Source organism: Mesorhizobium sp. B4-1-4 (assembly GCF_006439395.2).
Lineage (GTDB): Bacteria > Pseudomonadota > Alphaproteobacteria > Rhizobiales > Rhizobiaceae > Mesorhizobium.
Map to the genome: position 1 here is coordinate 1307626 of NZ_CP083950.1, position 14958 is coordinate 1322583.

At 62.0% G+C, this 14958-nt stretch carries 17 protein-coding genes; 7 read left to right on the forward strand and 10 right to left on the reverse strand.

What is annotated here, in order from left to right; translation table 11 throughout:
• Positions 1–4: 4 nt before the first annotated feature.
• The gene (locus FJW03_RS06150; protein ID WP_140762860.1) at positions 5–1084 is read right to left on the reverse strand and encodes a toxic anion resistance protein; all 1080 of its coding nucleotides are present in this window, start codon (positions 1082–1084) and stop codon (positions 5–7) included.
• A gap of 117 nt (positions 1085–1201) precedes the next feature.
• Entirely contained in the window at positions 1202–1876 is a 675-nt protein-coding gene (locus tag FJW03_RS06155) for an alpha/beta hydrolase (RefSeq protein ID WP_140762857.1), read from the reverse strand.
• 201 nt (positions 1877–2077) lie between these two features.
• Between FJW03_RS06155 and FJW03_RS06160 the strand changes: the two genes are divergently transcribed.
• Positions 2078–3256, forward strand: a complete 1179-nt coding sequence (locus FJW03_RS06160; RefSeq protein WP_140762854.1) for an OpgC family protein — start codon at positions 2078–2080, stop codon at positions 3254–3256.
• A gap of 12 nt (positions 3257–3268) precedes the next feature.
• Here the strand turns inward: FJW03_RS06160 and FJW03_RS06165 are convergent, their stop codons facing one another.
• Positions 3269–4345 carry a substrate-binding domain-containing protein gene (locus FJW03_RS06165; RefSeq protein WP_140609974.1) on the reverse strand — a complete coding sequence of 359 codons (1077 nt, stop codon included), beginning with the start codon at positions 4343–4345 and terminating at the stop codon, positions 3269–3271.
• Between the two features lie 372 nt (positions 4346–4717).
• Between FJW03_RS06165 and FJW03_RS06170 the strand changes: the two genes are divergently transcribed.
• Positions 4718–4867, forward strand: a complete 150-nt coding sequence (locus FJW03_RS06170; protein WP_181173224.1) for a hypothetical protein — start codon at positions 4718–4720, stop codon at positions 4865–4867.
• 15 nt (positions 4868–4882) lie between these two features.
• Here the strand turns inward: FJW03_RS06170 and FJW03_RS06175 are convergent, their stop codons facing one another.
• Positions 4883–5248, reverse strand: a complete 366-nt coding sequence (locus FJW03_RS06175; RefSeq protein WP_140692706.1) for a DUF423 domain-containing protein — start codon at positions 5246–5248, stop codon at positions 4883–4885.
• A gap of 35 nt (positions 5249–5283) precedes the next feature.
• Complete coding sequence (locus FJW03_RS06180; protein ID WP_140762852.1) at positions 5284–6537, reverse strand: multidrug efflux MFS transporter; 1254 nt, start codon at positions 6535–6537, stop codon at positions 5284–5286.
• A gap of 117 nt (positions 6538–6654) precedes the next feature.
• Between FJW03_RS06180 and FJW03_RS06185 the strand changes: the two genes are divergently transcribed.
• Together FJW03_RS06185 and FJW03_RS06190 are read left to right on the forward strand one after the other, a co-directional pair.
• Positions 6655–7320, forward strand: coding sequence for a GntR family transcriptional regulator (locus FJW03_RS06185; RefSeq protein WP_140610006.1), 666 nt, complete (start codon positions 6655–6657; stop codon positions 7318–7320).
• 100 nt (positions 7321–7420) lie between these two features.
• The gene (locus tag FJW03_RS06190; RefSeq protein ID WP_140610007.1) at positions 7421–7681 is read left to right on the forward strand and encodes a DUF982 domain-containing protein; all 261 of its coding nucleotides are present in this window, start codon (positions 7421–7423) and stop codon (positions 7679–7681) included.
• A gap of 51 nt (positions 7682–7732) precedes the next feature.
• Here the strand turns inward: FJW03_RS06190 and FJW03_RS06195 are convergent, their stop codons facing one another.
• A complete protein-coding gene (locus tag FJW03_RS06195; protein WP_140609977.1) occupies positions 7733–7879 on the reverse strand; it encodes a hypothetical protein in 147 nt (48 codons plus the stop codon).
• Positions 7880–8074: 195 nt separating this feature from the next.
• On the opposite strand from FJW03_RS06195, the gene FJW03_RS06200 reads away from it, so the two are divergent.
• The 3 genes from FJW03_RS06200 (at position 8075) to ppk2 (ending at position 11264) form a co-directional block, all read left to right on the forward strand.
• Entirely contained in the window at positions 8075–9046 is a 972-nt protein-coding gene (locus FJW03_RS06200) for a glycosyl transferase family 90 (protein WP_140762849.1), read from the forward strand.
• A gap of 155 nt (positions 9047–9201) precedes the next feature.
• On the forward strand, positions 9202–10173 hold the full coding sequence (locus FJW03_RS06205; protein WP_140609979.1) for a glycosyl transferase family 90: 972 nt from the start codon (positions 9202–9204) through the stop codon (positions 10171–10173).
• 170 nt (positions 10174–10343) lie between these two features.
• Positions 10344–11264, forward strand: coding sequence for a polyphosphate kinase 2 (gene ppk2, locus FJW03_RS06210; protein WP_140609980.1), 921 nt, complete (start codon positions 10344–10346; stop codon positions 11262–11264).
• 82 nt (positions 11265–11346) lie between these two features.
• Here ppk2 and FJW03_RS06215 read toward each other — a convergent pair whose 3' ends face one another.
• From FJW03_RS06215 to FJW03_RS06230, 4 genes are all read right to left on the reverse strand, one after another.
• Positions 11347–11991 (reverse strand): dihydrofolate reductase family protein, encoded by a 645-nt coding sequence (locus FJW03_RS06215; protein WP_140762846.1) that lies wholly within the window; start codon positions 11989–11991, stop codon positions 11347–11349.
• Positions 11992–12155: 164 nt separating this feature from the next.
• The gene (locus FJW03_RS06220) at positions 12156–12698 is read right to left on the reverse strand and encodes a glyoxalase superfamily protein (protein ID WP_140762843.1); all 543 of its coding nucleotides are present in this window, start codon (positions 12696–12698) and stop codon (positions 12156–12158) included.
• Positions 12699–12966: 268 nt separating this feature from the next.
• A complete protein-coding gene (hemB, locus tag FJW03_RS06225) occupies positions 12967–13998 on the reverse strand; it encodes a porphobilinogen synthase (RefSeq protein WP_140762840.1) in 1032 nt (343 codons plus the stop codon).
• 130 nt (positions 13999–14128) lie between these two features.
• Positions 14129–14908: a DUF2066 domain-containing protein gene (locus FJW03_RS06230; protein WP_226890604.1), complete on the reverse strand. Its 780-nt coding sequence runs from the start codon at positions 14906–14908 to the stop codon at positions 14129–14131.
• Positions 14909–14958 lie beyond the last annotated feature (50 nt).

Consider the following 14958-nt stretch of genomic DNA (forward strand, 5'->3'; position numbering starts at 1 on the left):
TCCGTCAGCCCTGGGTGAGCGCTTTCTTGAGATCGGCGGTCATCTGGTCCATCTGCTTCTCGGCGTCGGCCCGTTTTTGCCGGCCCTCCTGCTGGACCTTGAGCACGCCTTGCACGGTGTCGATGAGATCGCGGTTGGCCTGCGCCAGCGTTTCGACGTCGACGATGCCGCGCTGCGCCTGCTCCTCGATCGAGATCGCCTGATCCTTCATCATCTTCGATGTCTGGCGGATCATCTCGTTGGTGGCGTCCGTCACCGTCTTCTGCAGCTCGAGCGCCGATTTCTGGTTGGTCAGGCCAAGCAGGATGACCATTTTCTGCTTCCAGGCGGGCACGGTCAGCGCCGAAGTCGCCTGCAGATTCTCGATCAGCGTCTCATCACCGGACTGGACGATGCGGATCTGCGGCAGCTGCTGAATGCCGAGCTGGCGCGCCTGGACGAGGTAGAAAACCCGCTTTTCCAGCCGGTCGAGCGCTTGCACCGCGTCCTGATAGCCTTGCGCCTCCAATGTGCCGCCCGCGTCGCTGCCCTTGGCGTCGGCCGCCGCCTTCAGCTTGGGCAGTTCGTTGGCGCGGTAGTCGTCGACGAATTTTTTGCCGGCCTGCACATAGGCGTCGAGCTTGAGGATGGAGTCCTTCGTCTGCTCGTGCAGGTCGTCGAGCACTGCAATGTCGCGCCGCAGCGTGTCCTTGTGGCGGTCGAGTTCCAGGCCGATGCGGTCGATCTGTCCCGCAACATCCTCGTATTTTTCCTTGAAGCGCTCCAGCCGCGCCTTGAACGACGAAAACAGATTGCTGAGGAAACCCTGGTCTTTCAGCGAGGCCGGATCGAGGTTCTTGGCCTTCATGATGATGTCGGTCAGGAGGTCGCCGGTGTCGCCGAGATCGCGGTTGCGGATCTGCGACAGGATCCTGTCGGCATAGTCGCTGACGGATTGCTGGGCGCGGTCTCCAAAGACCGAAATCGCGGCGCGATCGCGCACGTCGATGCTGTCCTCGATCTTGGCGATTTCGGCTGGATTGGCTGCGATGACCGGCAATTGCGAAGTGTCGTCGAGCAGAGTGATGCTGTTCTTGTCGGCCATGCAGACCTCCCCCTCAGTGAACAGTATCTCGATAGACAGTCTGTAACAGAGATATGTCGCCGCTGTGGAGAAAGGAAGCCCCAGGCCACTTTCGGGGATAATTCGGGGTAAATAGCGTCACCTTTCAGCTACGTGCGCCACGGCAGCCGGCCCCGCCAGCCATTGCCTGACGATCGCGGCGTCGGGATCACCGATTTCGTGGCCCGATGGGATGATCCGGGCCTCGATCTCGCTACCGTGCCGGCTGAGCAGCGTCACCAGCGCCGGCGCGAAGGGTCCGTAGGTTTCGTCGACGGCCCCGGCGATGATCAGTGCGCGGGTTCCCTTCAGGTCCGTCGCCGGCGTTTGGTCGAGCACGGGCATTGGCCTCAGCAGCGCCGCCCTGCGCACGATACCGGGATGGAGCAGCATCAGGCTGGAAATCAGGTTGGCGCCATTCGAGTAGCCAAGGAAGGTCGCGCGATCGAGGTCGAGCCCATGGCGCTTGGCGGCCTGGCTTGCGAATGCCGCGAAGGCAGCCGTCTCCGCAAGGATACTCTTCTGTTCAAAACGCGTCGGGGTTATCCGCTCGAACCAGCGAAAACCGTCCTCCTGGGGGATACGGCCACGTGCCGCGACCAGCACGGCGCCGGGCGCGATCCGTCTTGCCAGCGGCACCAGGGTGGTCTCGTCGACCCCCGATCCATGCAGCAGGAAAAGGCATTCACGGCCGTCCCCGCCGTCCCCCAGGAGACGATAGGGAAAGGCCATATCCATCCGCAGCGGACTGTTTTCGACGCTGTTGCCAGTCATCCCGCATCCTCTTGATTATATGACGTCTCGCTCAATTTGCCGGCTTCAAAACGCAATATTTTCATGCTCCGCGAAAGTTGATTGAACCAGGCGCATTCCAGCCCGTTTCAGCGCCGATATACTCCCGATGGGAGGAATCGAAGCGGTGCGCCGGGGGTCGCATTGCTGGACATGAACAACCAGCTTTGAGGCCTTTTGTCGATGACTACCCCTGTTTCGCCCGAACGCGACACGCGTATCGATGTACTGCGCGCGCTGGCGCTGCTCACCATTTTCATCGATCATGTGCCAGGGACGGCTTTCGAGACCCTGACCTACAAGAATTTCGGCTTCTCGGACGCGGCCGAGGGATTCGTGCTGATTTCGGGCATCTCGGTCGCGCTCGCCTATGGCACGAAGTTCCGGCCGGGCGGCCGGCTTCTCGCGACATTGAAGATGTGGCGGCGGGCTGGCGTGCTCTATAGCGCCCACATCGTCACGACGATGATGGTGATGGCCCTGTTCTGCGCCGTGGCGGTGCTTGCCGGGCGGCCGGAACTGCTGAAGATGATCAATATCGAGCCGCTGATGAAGAACACGCCGGAAGTGCTGGTCGGCATCGTCACGCTTGGCCACCAGCTCGGCTACAACAACATCCTGCCGGTCTATGCCGCGCTGCTTTTGATGGCACCGGCCTTCGTCCTGTTCATCAGCTACAGGCCCGCCGTGGCACTTGCCGTGTCCGGTGCGCTGTGGCTCGTCGCCGGCATCTGGCAGATCGCCCCGCCCAACTATCCCGAGCCCGGCTTCTGGTTCCTGAACCCTCTGTCCTGGCAGTTCCTGTTCAACATCGGCGTGGCCGCCATGCTGCATGTCAGGCGCGGCGGTGTCATTCCGGTCAACCGCTGGCTGGTCGGCGCTGCCGCCGCCTATGTGCTGGCGGCACTGGTATGGGTGCACAGTCCGCTCTGGGGGCAGATAACGTGGTTCAACCTGCCCGTGGTGATCGGCGGCTTCGACAAGACCTTCCTGTCGCTGCCGCGGCTGGTGCACATCCTGGCGGTCAGCTATCTGATCGTCGTCTTGCCAGCGCTCTCCAACCTGTTCCGCACCAGCCCTGACCATCCGTTGGCGATATTGGGCAAACGCTCGCTGCCGGTCTTCATCGCCGGCACGGTGATCGCCATGGTCGCGCAGGTGATGAAACTGGTCAATCCGGGCGGGCTTGCCTATGACAGCCTGTTGCTATCAGCCGGCATCGCCATGCAGTTCGCGCTCGCCTTCTATCTCGAATGGCTGTCGACCATCGGCGGCTCCGGCAAGGCTCGCGTGACGCAAAAGGATGTCACGCCGGTGCGTGCGCCTTTCGGTATCTTCGCCGTGGCAAGGGCCAATCGCTGAGGGGAATGCGGTTCAGCCGCGCGGCGGAGCCGACGAGCCTCGCACGATCAGTTCGACCGGCAGTTGCTGCCGGCTGACCGGCCCGTCGCTCTCCAGGATCGCCCTGACGGCAAGGCGGCCCATCTCGGCAATCGGCTGGGCGATGGTGGTCAAGGGCGGCTCGGACACCGATGCTTCCGGAACACCATCGAACCCAACGACGGAAACATCGTCGGGGACGTTGAGCCCGCGCGCGCTCAGCCATTCGAGCGTCACCAAGGCTATCCTGTCCGACATCGCCAGGATGGCTGTCGGCGGGTGGTCGGAAGCGAAGATGGTTTCGAGCCCCGCCTTCGTGCTCGCCGCATCGTTGCTGGTCTCGTAGACGGGCACTTTGGACGCGTCGACGCCAACGCGGGAAAGCTCCTGGAGATAGCCGGTGAGCCGGTCGCGCGTCCCCGCATAAGTCGCGGCTCGAACCTGCTCGGGTGAAACAAGACCTGTTCTGCCGTCAGCGAAAGGCAGCGCCAGAACCGCGAAGCGGCGATGTCCGAGATCGGTGAGATGGCGCGCCGCCATGCTGGCGCCGGCGATGTTGTCGACACCGATCGCCGCGACGGACCCATCCTCGGAATCCAGGTCGAGCGCCACAAAGGGCAGTTTGCGCTCACGCGCCAATTCCACCAGGCGCGAACCGCCTTCGATGCAGAAGACGATAAAGCCGTCGACCAAGGCGCTCTGGATGTTCCATGCAAGCTGTTCGTTGTTGGCAGCCGAGACCAGGGAGATGCCGGCTCCGGTCGCATCGCAAGCCTGCGAGATGCCCGCCATCATGACGCGCGCAAAGGGATCGTCGAAGAAGTAGGAGAGGGGCTCGGCGGTGGCCACGCCAATGGCGTTTACCTTGCCGGCCCGCAGCAGCCGACCCTTTGGATCAGGCCCGCCGTAGCCCATCGCTTCGGCTGCTGCCCGAACCCGTTCGCGGACTTCTTCGCGCACGATCTCGGGGCGGCTGAAAACATTGGATGCGGTGCCGTGCGAAACGCCGGCCGCTTTGGCGATGTCGGCCAGCCGGACGGGTCTTCGGTTGCCTGCGGTGAGTGACGCCATTGTGCGTGCCTCCTGACATGCATTTAGCACGTTCCGGATTTGCAGCCAGTACTTTCGTTGGATCGATTCAAATTTCCCCTTGACTCAGCAAGGATTGCAAGTTTATGTTTGAATCGATCCAATCAAAGCGGATTCGCTTCTGTTTGATGGCTTTGAGTGGAGCGTTATGGCTCCCATCGGCTACCTGTTCGAAGACGTCTATCGCAACGATTGAAGCATCGGATCGACCGGCCACAATCCAGGCGCCGGGGTAGAACCGGCCTATGGATTCGCGACCTTCGCTTCCTGGTGGAGCGGAGGCGGAGCTGATCGGCTCAGCTTTCTGCGCCCATTGATTGGATCGATTCAATTCAATTCAAAGGGAAAAAAGCTATGCATCCCATCAAGCATCTGTTCGAAGACATCTACCGCGACTATTGGGGCATCGCGCCGGCCGCGGAACGGCCGGAGGCGCAACGCCGGACAAAGCCCGCAACGCGCAGTCGCGAGGTGGTGGCCCGCCACGAACGTCGTCGGGACTGAGCCTTTCCTGGTTCCCTAAGGACGTGGGCGCGTCAGGGCAGAAATTGCTATCCCCAGCCAGCCTGCGATGAGCAGTGTGCCGCCGATCGGCGCCGACATCGGAAACAGTCTCGATCCGAGGAAATCGCGGGCGAGGAGATCGCCGGCGAAAAGCAGGAGCCCGGCAAGCAGGGCGAAGCTGGCGATCCGCAGAAAGCGATTCGCGCCGATGAGGCCGATGGCCAGGAACACCGGCGCGTGCATCAAAAGGAATGACGCGGCCGTGCCGGTGAAGGCGCCGCCGCGATGCGCGGCCGCTGCCGACAGCGCCACGCCCGCCGCGCCGACGAGACCGCCGGCAAACACAAGCATACGGCTGCCGTTCGGATCGGCGAAGGTCATGTCGAGGCTCCTTCTTGCGGCGGGCCAGACCCGTCTCAGGGCTCGCCCGCCTCCAGCACCATATGCCGTGTCCGCCGCGACTGGACAATCCAGTTGTAGACGGCACCGCCGGCCATCAGCACCGATGTTCCGAGAAACACCGCCCGCATGCCGAAGTGACCGCCCACGAAGCCACCGGACAGCGGCCCCGCGACCTGCCCGACATATTGTGCCGAAATCGCCAGGCCAAGCACGTTGCCGCCCACGCCATCGGGGATGTTGTGGCGAATGACGCTGGTGATGCAGGGCAGCAGGCCGCCGAGCGCCAGGCCCATCAGGAAACGCAGACCGATCAATTGCCAGCCATCGGTGACGAAGGCCTGCGGAATGAGCAGCAGGGCCGAGACGGCCAACGCTCCCACGACGACATTCCAATGGCCGACACGGTCGGCAAGCTTGCCAAGCCACGACGCGGACAGGATCGTCCCAAGGGCCGCCGCCGACATCACCACGCCGGCGACCATCGTGACGCGGCTCTGATCCTCGATGAGCTGCTGGACATAGACAGTGATGATCGGCTCGATCGACATGTTGGCGAAGGCAAGCAGCATGCCGGTCGCCAGCATGGCCACCACCGGGCGTTTGTCCGGGATCTGCGACCAGCCGCTTTTCGGCTTTGTGCCCGACGCCGACTTGGCGGGCTTCGGGCGCGGGTTCTCCTTGATCAGGAAGGTCGTCGCCAGGAAGGCAAGGAAGATAACGCCGCCGGACAACAGGAAGGTGGCGCGAATGCCGATCACCGGCGGCAACGCGCCTCCGAGCAGGGGGCCGACCAGCGAGCCTGCCGTGATCCCGGCCGACAGGACGCCCAGCGCCCAGCCGGAGCGGTCCTTGGGTGTCTGCATGGCCACCAGAATGGTCGAACCGGAGGAATAGCCGCCAGCAAAGCCGATCAGCAGGCGCAGCAACACCAATTGCCAGACCGTCTCGACCATGCCCGTCAATGACATGCAGATCGCCATGCCGAAGCTGGCGCGCACCAGCATCACCTTGCGGCCATAGCGGTCGCCCAGCCGGCCCCACAACGGCGCGACAAGGGCGGCGGCGAAAAAGGTGGCGCCATAGGCGATGCCGGACCACTGCACGATCGCCGCATGGCCCTGTGCGCCGAGCTGTTCGACGTAAAGCGGCAGGAAGGGCAAAAGCAGAGTCATGGCGATGAGCGTGCTGAACGAGCCCGCGAAACAGACGGCAAGATTGCGCCGCCAGTGGATGCTGTAACCGCTTTGTTGAGCGTCTTCCTGTGTCATGACCTGCCTGTTCGGTATCAGCACTTGTTGCGGATACCATTTTGGGATACCAACCCGGTATCCGTCATGAACGCCAACCCGGCCGCTGTCAATGCGGCTTCAGAAAAGGGCAGCGCGATGTCGCAAATGCAGAATGTCGAACGACAGTTGCGCGAAATGATCCTGGGGCTCGAGATCGGTCCCGGCGAGAAATTGACCGAGCGATGGGTCGAAGGCCGCTTCGGCGCCTCGCGCACGCCGGTCAGGGCAGCACTGCTGCGGCTGGAGACCGAGGGTCTTGTCGGCAGGGACGGGCGCGGCTGGACGGTCTCGCCCATCAACCTGGCCGAGCTTGAGCAGATCGCGGTCTATCGCGAAGCGGTCGAGGTCGCGGCCCTGAGGCTGACATGCGCGCACGACGAAAGGAGCGCCCTCGACGTCATCGAGGCGATGCTCGATTCCTGCGACGAAAACACGCCGCGCGAGGAATGGCACCGTGTCGGCATGGATTTTCACATCGAGCTGGCGCGGCTGTCGGGCAACGAATTCCTGTTCAGGGCGGTGCGCGATGCCATGACGCGCCTGTCGCGTGCTCGCTGGCTGGAGGTGCGCGACGAAGCAGCCCTTGGCCGCGCCTGGGCCGAACATCGCGCCATTCTGGCGGCAACACGGCTTGGCGACGCCGATGAAGCGGCGCGCCGGCTTTCAGCCCACATCATCGGCAGCCGCGACCGGCTGGTGGCGTCGCTTGCCAACGATCGGCGCGGTCTTCGCGCCAGGGGATTTGCAGTCGTCGCCGCTTAGCGGCCTGACCGGCAGGGCACTCGCCGGGCAAAAAGCGATGTCCGGACGCGGAGTGCACTTTCGGCCTCGCTTCATGGGCGCCGATGGCGTAAGAGCGGCGATGGAAAACAACCGATTTGAAACGCCGGTGACCGTCAAGTCCGTCACCGCAGGAAGCACTCAGCTCTTGCGTTCGGCGAGGGAGGCTTCCGATTACCTCCTCAACAGCTGGCCCGGCAAGCGCAGTCCCAAGCATCGCGCGGCACTTCAGGCCTGCCACGACGCACTGGCCGGCGACAAGCCGGCCATGAATGCCCGGCGCGCCTTCATCGCCGCGGCGCGTGAAGTGGATGTATTCATCAGCGACAAGGCGCCCGCCTGACGCGGCGCGACATGCGTTAAGACGGAGCCGGCAATCGCGGGCCTGTTGCCGTCATTCCCCTGTGTCGGCTTCGACTTTGGCCTCGGGCTTCGACCGCTCCCGCGCGGCAACCTTGGCCGCCAGCTTCTCGGCCTTTTTGGCCGCTTTCTGCCGGTCGCGCTCCTTGCGTTCCTGATCGTAGTTCGGTGCTCGCGCCATATCGGCTCCCTTTGACCTGCCTTGCGGCTCTGAACCTGCCTAGGAGCATTAGCCGTCAAACACAACAGCTGAAACGACAGCGCGTGGGTTCTGACGTCGAAGATATGCCGGGGCCTTGCCAGATGGGCGCCACAATGATGTAGGAAACGCCAGGGCGCCAGCGTCTTGAGAGCTGCCCGTTTGATCAAGTGAACCATGGCCACAATTGCGCGGACGTCGGCAAAGGTCTTCTATTATGCGCGAAATTTTGTGCGCGATGTCGTTCCGCAAGCATTGTTCCGACGCAGGTTGGGCATTCGCCTGGAAAAGGCGAGGCTTTCCGAAGAGGCGGCGCGCCGGCGGTTGAACTACTACAACAAGCTGCAGGATGGTTTCACGCCAAGCGCGAATGCCGTGCGCGTCGGCAAGCTGCCCTTCACGCCGACCATGTACTATTACGACCTGAAGGAATTTGCCCGCTACTTCGATCCCGGATTGCTCATCGACCTGGAGTTCGGCGACGTCAGGAATGTGCCGAAGGTGCCGTCGATCGTGAAGGACCGGCCGATCCGTGATGATAACAAGAACGCGGTCATAATGAAGCTCGACAAGTTTCGTCACTTCCAGATGCCGGCCGACGCCATTTCGTTTACCGACAAGCTGCCTGCGGTGGTCTGGCGCGGCGATCTCAACAATCCGATCAGGACAAGATTTCTGAAAGCTGTGTGCGCGCTGTCGTTCTGCGATGCCGGCTCGCACAAGCCGAACGCTCCGGCCGAATACGCCAAGCCCTTTCTCAGCATCAGCCAGCAGCAGCGCTATCGCTACATCGTCTCGCTCGAAGGCAATGACGTGGCGACCAATCTCAAATGGATCATGAACTCGAGGTCGCTCTGCCTGATGCCGCCGCCGACCTATGAGACGTGGTTCGCGGAGCGGCTGCTCGAGCCCAATGTCCATTATGTACCGCTTGAAGCGGATTTCTCGAACCTGGCCGAACATGTGGCCTATTTCGAACGGCACCCGGCGAAGGCCGAGCGCATCATCGCGGCCGCGAACGCCTATTGCCGGATATTCGACAACGAACAGACGGAGCAGGCGATCTCGCTGCTGGTGCTCTACAAATATTTCGTGCTCAGCGGCCAGATCAAGCCCGATGCCGAGGTCTGGCGTTACATAACGGGCTAGTCGCCGGCGACATTTGGCGTCGGCGCCATTGGTCTCGCGTTTGGATGACACCGGGTTGCGAAATGCCTGGCACAATGGCGTGTGAGCATGGCGCGGGAACTATCTCGGGCTGCCGGGTGTCTTGGTCGCGTTTGTCCTGATATCAACGTGGTACGATGGCCACCATAAAACGAACGACGCAGAAGGTTTTCTACTATGCGCGAAACGTCATGCGCGATATCGCCCCCCAGGTCCTCTTCCGACGACGGCTGGCGGCCCGCCTGGAGCAGGCCAGGCTCTCGGATGAGGCCGTGCACCGGCGGTTGAATGACTACAATAAGTTGCAGGGCACCTTTATGCCAAGCCCGGATGCGGTGCGCATCGACAAGATGCCGTTTGAGCCGAGCATGTACTATTACGACCTGAAGGAGTTCGCCCGTTATTTCGATCGGGCATTGCTCCTCGACCTGGAGTTTGGCGACGTCAGGCATGTGCCGAAGGTGCCGACACTCGTCAAGGATCGGCCGATCCGCGCCGACAACAGCAACGCGGTCATCCTGAAGTTCAACAAGTTCCGCCACTTTTACATGCCGGACGACGCGGTCGCCTTTGCCGACAAGCTGCCGGTCGTGATCTGGCGCGGCGATCTCAACAATCCGATCAGGACACGGTTTCTGGACGCAGCGCGCGACCTGCCTTTCTGCGACGTGGGTTCGCACAAGCGAAGTGCTCCGGCCGAATACAGCAAGCCCTTTCTCAGCATCAGCCAGCATCTGCGCTACCGCTATATCGTCTCGCTCGAGGGCAATGACGTGGCGACCAACCTCAAATGGATCATGAATTCGAACTCGCTCTGCCTGATGCCGCCGCCGACCTACGAGACATGGTTCGCGGAGAGCCAACTCGAAGCCAATGTCCACTATGTGCCACTCGATCCGGATTTCGCCGATCTCGGCGAAAAGGTGCGCTATTTCGAAGCGCACCCGGCGGCGGCGGAGCGCATCATCGCCGCAGCCAACGCCTATTGCCGCAAATTTTCCAATGAGCGAGACGAGCAGGCGATCTCCCTGCTCGTGCTCTACAAATATTTCGTGCTCAGCGGTCAGATCGAACCCGACCCCGAACTCTGGCGGTTCATCGAAGGTTAGGCGTCACGCGCCTTCGGTCAGCCGCAGTGGCTGCAATCACGCCTGAGTTGCAATAAAACCGTCACTGCCGGCCTATATTGAAGTCGGCTCAGGTGTTTCCATCAAGGCCGCTGGGCCAGCAATGGGAACACCGTCCGGAACCGACAGGGTTTGCAAGCGGAGCAGCTGACATGACCGAGCTAAAACAGAATTCTCCCGCCAAGGACTGGCTCGAAGCCGAGCTCGCCGATACGCTCGACGAAGATTATGAACTCGAAATGTCGGAGCCGGCGCTGTCGATGGAGATCGCCAAGATCTACAAGAATTCGCATCCGCCTTCGATCGATCGCATGCAGTATTTTCGCGACCTGATCACCCTGCAGTCCGAATTGATCAAACTCCAGTCCTGGGTCGCCTATCACAAGAAGAAGCTGGTGGTGATTTTCGAGGGCCGTGACTCCGCTGGCAAGGGTGGCGTCATCAAGCGCATCACCCAGCGGCTCAATCCGCGCATCTGCCGCGTCGTGGCATTGCCGGCGCCGACCGAGCGCGAGAAGTCGCAATGGTATTTCCAGCGTTATGTCCCGCATCTGCCGGCGGGCGGCGAGATCGTGCTGTTCGACCGCTCCTGGTACAACCGGTCCGGCGTCGAACGGGTGATGGGCTTTGCTTCGCACGAGCAGGTCGAGGAGTTCTTCCATGACGTGCCGGAGTTCGAGCGCATGCTGGTGCGCTCGGGCATCACCGTGGTCAAATACTGGTTCTCGATCACCGATGAGGAACAGCAGATGCGCTTCCTGATGCGCATCCACGATCCGATGAAGCAGTGGAAGCTGTCGCCCATGGATCTCCAGTCGCGTGTGCGCTGGGAGCAATACACCAAGGCCAAGGAAGAAACCTTCGCCCGCACCAACATTCCCGAAGCGCCCTGGTTCATCGTCGAGGGCAACGACAAGAAGCGCGCGCGGCTCAACTGCATCGATCATCTTTTGAAGCAGATGCCGTATGAAGATGTGCCGCACGAGGAGATCACACTGCCCGAGCGCGTGTTCAACCCGGAATACGAGCGCCAGGTTCTGCCGCGAGAACTTTATGTGCCGGAGAAATATTGAGGCGCATTTCCGTCTCTCCCCGCATAGTGACGGAGAGAAAGAGGCTTGCACCTGCGGGTTTCGCCAATGACCGGAGTTGCGGCTATGCCCGTTTGATGACCACATGCATGGCGTGCGGCGAAGCGACCTGTTCGCTGCATTGATAGCCGAGTTTCGGCATGTCGAGGCCGGCCAGAAGGTTTTCGCCTGCGCCGATCAGCACGGGCGAGATCGCCAGATGCATCTCGTCGATAAGTTTCTGCTCCAGATATTGCCTGATTGTCGCGACGCCGCCACCGACTCGCACATCCTTTCCATCAGCCGCAGCCTTCGCTTGCTCAAGCGCCGAATGGATACCCTCGGTGACGAAGTAAAAGGTCGTGCCGCCTTCCATGACGACGGGCTCACGCGCATGGTGGGTCAGCACGAAGACCGGCACGTGATAGGGCGGGTTGTCGCCCCACCAGCCCTTCCAGCTCTCGTCCTTCCAGGGGCCGCGGATGGGTCCGAACATGTTGCGGCCCAGGATCCAGGCGCCGACATTTTCGAAGCTGCGCGCGGCGAAATCCTCGTCGACGCCGGTGGCGCCGCCTTCCTCGCCGAACATCTTGCGGAAGGTCCGGGTGGTGAACGCCCATTTGTGCAGCGATTTTCCGCCGACACCGAGCGGATTCTCCAAATCCTGGCTGGGACCGGCCCCAAAGCCGTCGAGCGATAGGGAGAATGCATTGACACGCAGCTTGGACATGAAATCTCCTCGATAGTCAGTTGTGTTATGCAAGCAGTTTTTTGTAGCAAACCGATTGCAAATTGCAAGTGGTATCGAGATGCGAATAATGCGTGTCCGGACCCGCGGTCAAGCGATGTCCGTGACGATTGATGCAAGCCGCCGCCGACGGTTGCCACACCAACTCATTCGCTGACGAGCTCCATGAAGCGGATGTGGTTGTTGAACGGGTCGATGACCTCCACCGTCAGCCGCCCGTCCTCATCTTCCAAGCCGGGTTTCATATAGCGGTAGTCTTTACCCGCAAGCTCCTCATGGAAGTCGCGGATGCTCTTCATGTAGACAACCATGTTGCCGCCTGGCGTCGCGTCGCCGGCGTGTTCGGACAGGTGCAGGACGAGATTGCCGCGCGAGACCTGCGTGTACAGCGGGAAGTGGTCGCCGTGGCGGTGTTCCCAGTCCACGGTGAAACCGAGGAAGCCGAGGTAGAATTCGTGCGCCTTCGCGACGTCGAAGATGCGCACGATTGGCGCCGTCCGTTCGAAGATGATCGTCTCCTGCCGCGCGAGCGGCACTTCGATCTTTGCCGAGAGGATATTCCAGTTCGCCAGTCCGAACTGGCGCGCGACGATTTCCAGGGCCTCGCTGTGGCTGATCGTCAGGTCGTGGTCGGCAAGCGCGTCCCGCATGGCTTTCGCCATCGTCTTGGCATCGCGATAGGCAAGCATGTCCGTTTCCTCGGGTCACGGCGAAGTCTTCGTCAGTGCCCGCATTGCCGACCCCTTCGCCCGACGGTGAAACGGGTCAGGAAGCATCCTCTGCAGGCGTTCGCCATGCCTCTTGGCGAGGTGCGGGCTGCCGGCCGCCTCCGGCCATGCGGCATCATAGCCGCAACCAGCCCACCTTGTCAGCGGGAAGTCGCCGAGATGACAGCCGGCTCCGAAGCGTGTCATGCAAGACCTGGAAGGGTCGCGGTGCGGTGGCTGAGGGCCGAAGTTACCCCTTCAGCATCACGGCCACTTCGGGCGCGAAATAGGTCAGGATGCCGTCGCAGCCTGCACGCTTGAAGGCAAGCAGCGATTCCAGCATCGCCTTCTCGCCATCGATCCAGCCATTGGCGCCCGCTGCCTTGATCATCGAATATTCGCCCGAGACCTGGTAGGCGAAGGTCGGCATCTGGAATTCGTCCTTCAGCCGGCGGATGATGTCGAGATAGGGCAGGCCGGGCTTGACCATCAGCATGTCGGCGCCCTCGGCGAGGTCCTGCTCGGCCTCGCGTACCGCCTCGTCCGAATTGGCGTGGTCGATATAGTAGGTCTTCTTGTCGCCCTTGAGCAGGCCGGCGGTGCCGACCGCCTCGCGATAAGGGCCATAGAAGGCCGACGCGAACTTGGTCGCGTAGGACATGATCGCCACGTCCTGAAAGCCGTTGGCGTCTAGCGCGTCGCGGATGGCACCGATGCGGCCATCCATCATGTCGGATGGCGCGATGATATCGGCGCCCGCCGCCGCCTGGATGACGGCCGCCGCCGCGACCTGTTCCACCGTTTCGTCGTTGACGATGATGCCGTCGCGCAGGATGCCGTCATGGCCGTGGCTGGTGAACGGATCGAGCGCGGCGTCGGTGATGATGCCGATCTCGGGCACTGCGCTCTTTATGGCGCGGGTGGCGCGGTTGATGATGTTTTCCGGATCGAGGATATGCGAGCCGGTCTGGTCGCGCAGGCCCAGCTCGACATTGGGGAAAGTGGCGAGTGCCGGTATGCCGAGCTTGGCCGCGCGTTCGGCCTCCTTGACGGCGAGATCGACCGACAGTCGGAAGACGCCTGGCATGGCGGCGATCGGCTCGCGCACATTATTGCCCTCGACGACGAAGATCGGCCAGATCAGGTCGTCGACCGAAAGCCGGTTCTCCTGCACGAGCCGGCGCGACCAGTCGGCCTTGCGCATGCGGCGCAGGCGGCGGCTGCCGGTGACGTCGTCGACGCTGCGCGCGCCGGCTGGTTTTGTCGGGGTGAATTTGTTCATTGCCAAAACTCCGGATAGCCGGCTTTTACCACGAGCCCGTGGCGCTGACCAATGCGACACGTTTGTGCCAGCTTTTCGTCTCTCCGTTCACGGAGAAAGTGCCGGCGGGAAGATAAGGGCCGCGGACCTCTCAAGGCTTTCCGTTGCCGGACAGAATCTGCGCCGCACCGCTGATGGCCACACGAAACGCCTCGTCGAAGCTGACGCCACGTACCTGCCAACGATAGGTCTTGCCGTGATCGGCCAGTCGCCAATCGGCGATCCAGCCGAGCTCTTTGTCGCTCCATACCATGCTGCCGGCGAGCGCTTGGGTGCCGCCGGTCTGTTTGGCCAGTCGGTCCAGCCTTGCCATATCGGCGGAGCCCAGCGCTGTTTCGTCCAAGCCGGCAAGCTGAGCAGCCTTCGGAAACACGACATGCATCAGCATCGGACCGGCGGCATTGGCGAAGGATTCGCGCATCGTCTCGCCACGCTTTTCCCCGGCGCTCAGCACGAAATGCCGAGCGCCCTGTTCGGTGGCGAGAAAGACGGTGAGTGTCGGCCGCTCACCAAGCCAGGGTTTGCCGCCAAGCGACGCCAGCACCTTGTCGAGGATATCAGGCTTGTAGAGACAGGTGAGATCGTGTGGCCGGTCATGCGTGCCTTGCTCGTCATGGATCGGAATGCCTTGCAGCCGGTCGCGGTAGCGGAAGGAATCGACGAAGCTGCCAGCCTTGTCGCGCAGATCCGCCATTTCTGGTTTTTTCAGCAGCCGCTGATCGCCTGAAACCCTGACCAGAACCCGATCCAGGCAGTCTCTGAAGCCTATCTGGCGGTTCGCTTCGCCCTGGCCGGTGACGATGGTCTTCGACTGGTAGAGTTCGTCGGCCGTGACGGCGTATGCGGCGCGCGGTACAAGGCCTGCGATCACAAGTCCGATCGTGAAAAGCGCGGTACGAAGAAATCCGGATATGCCCAACT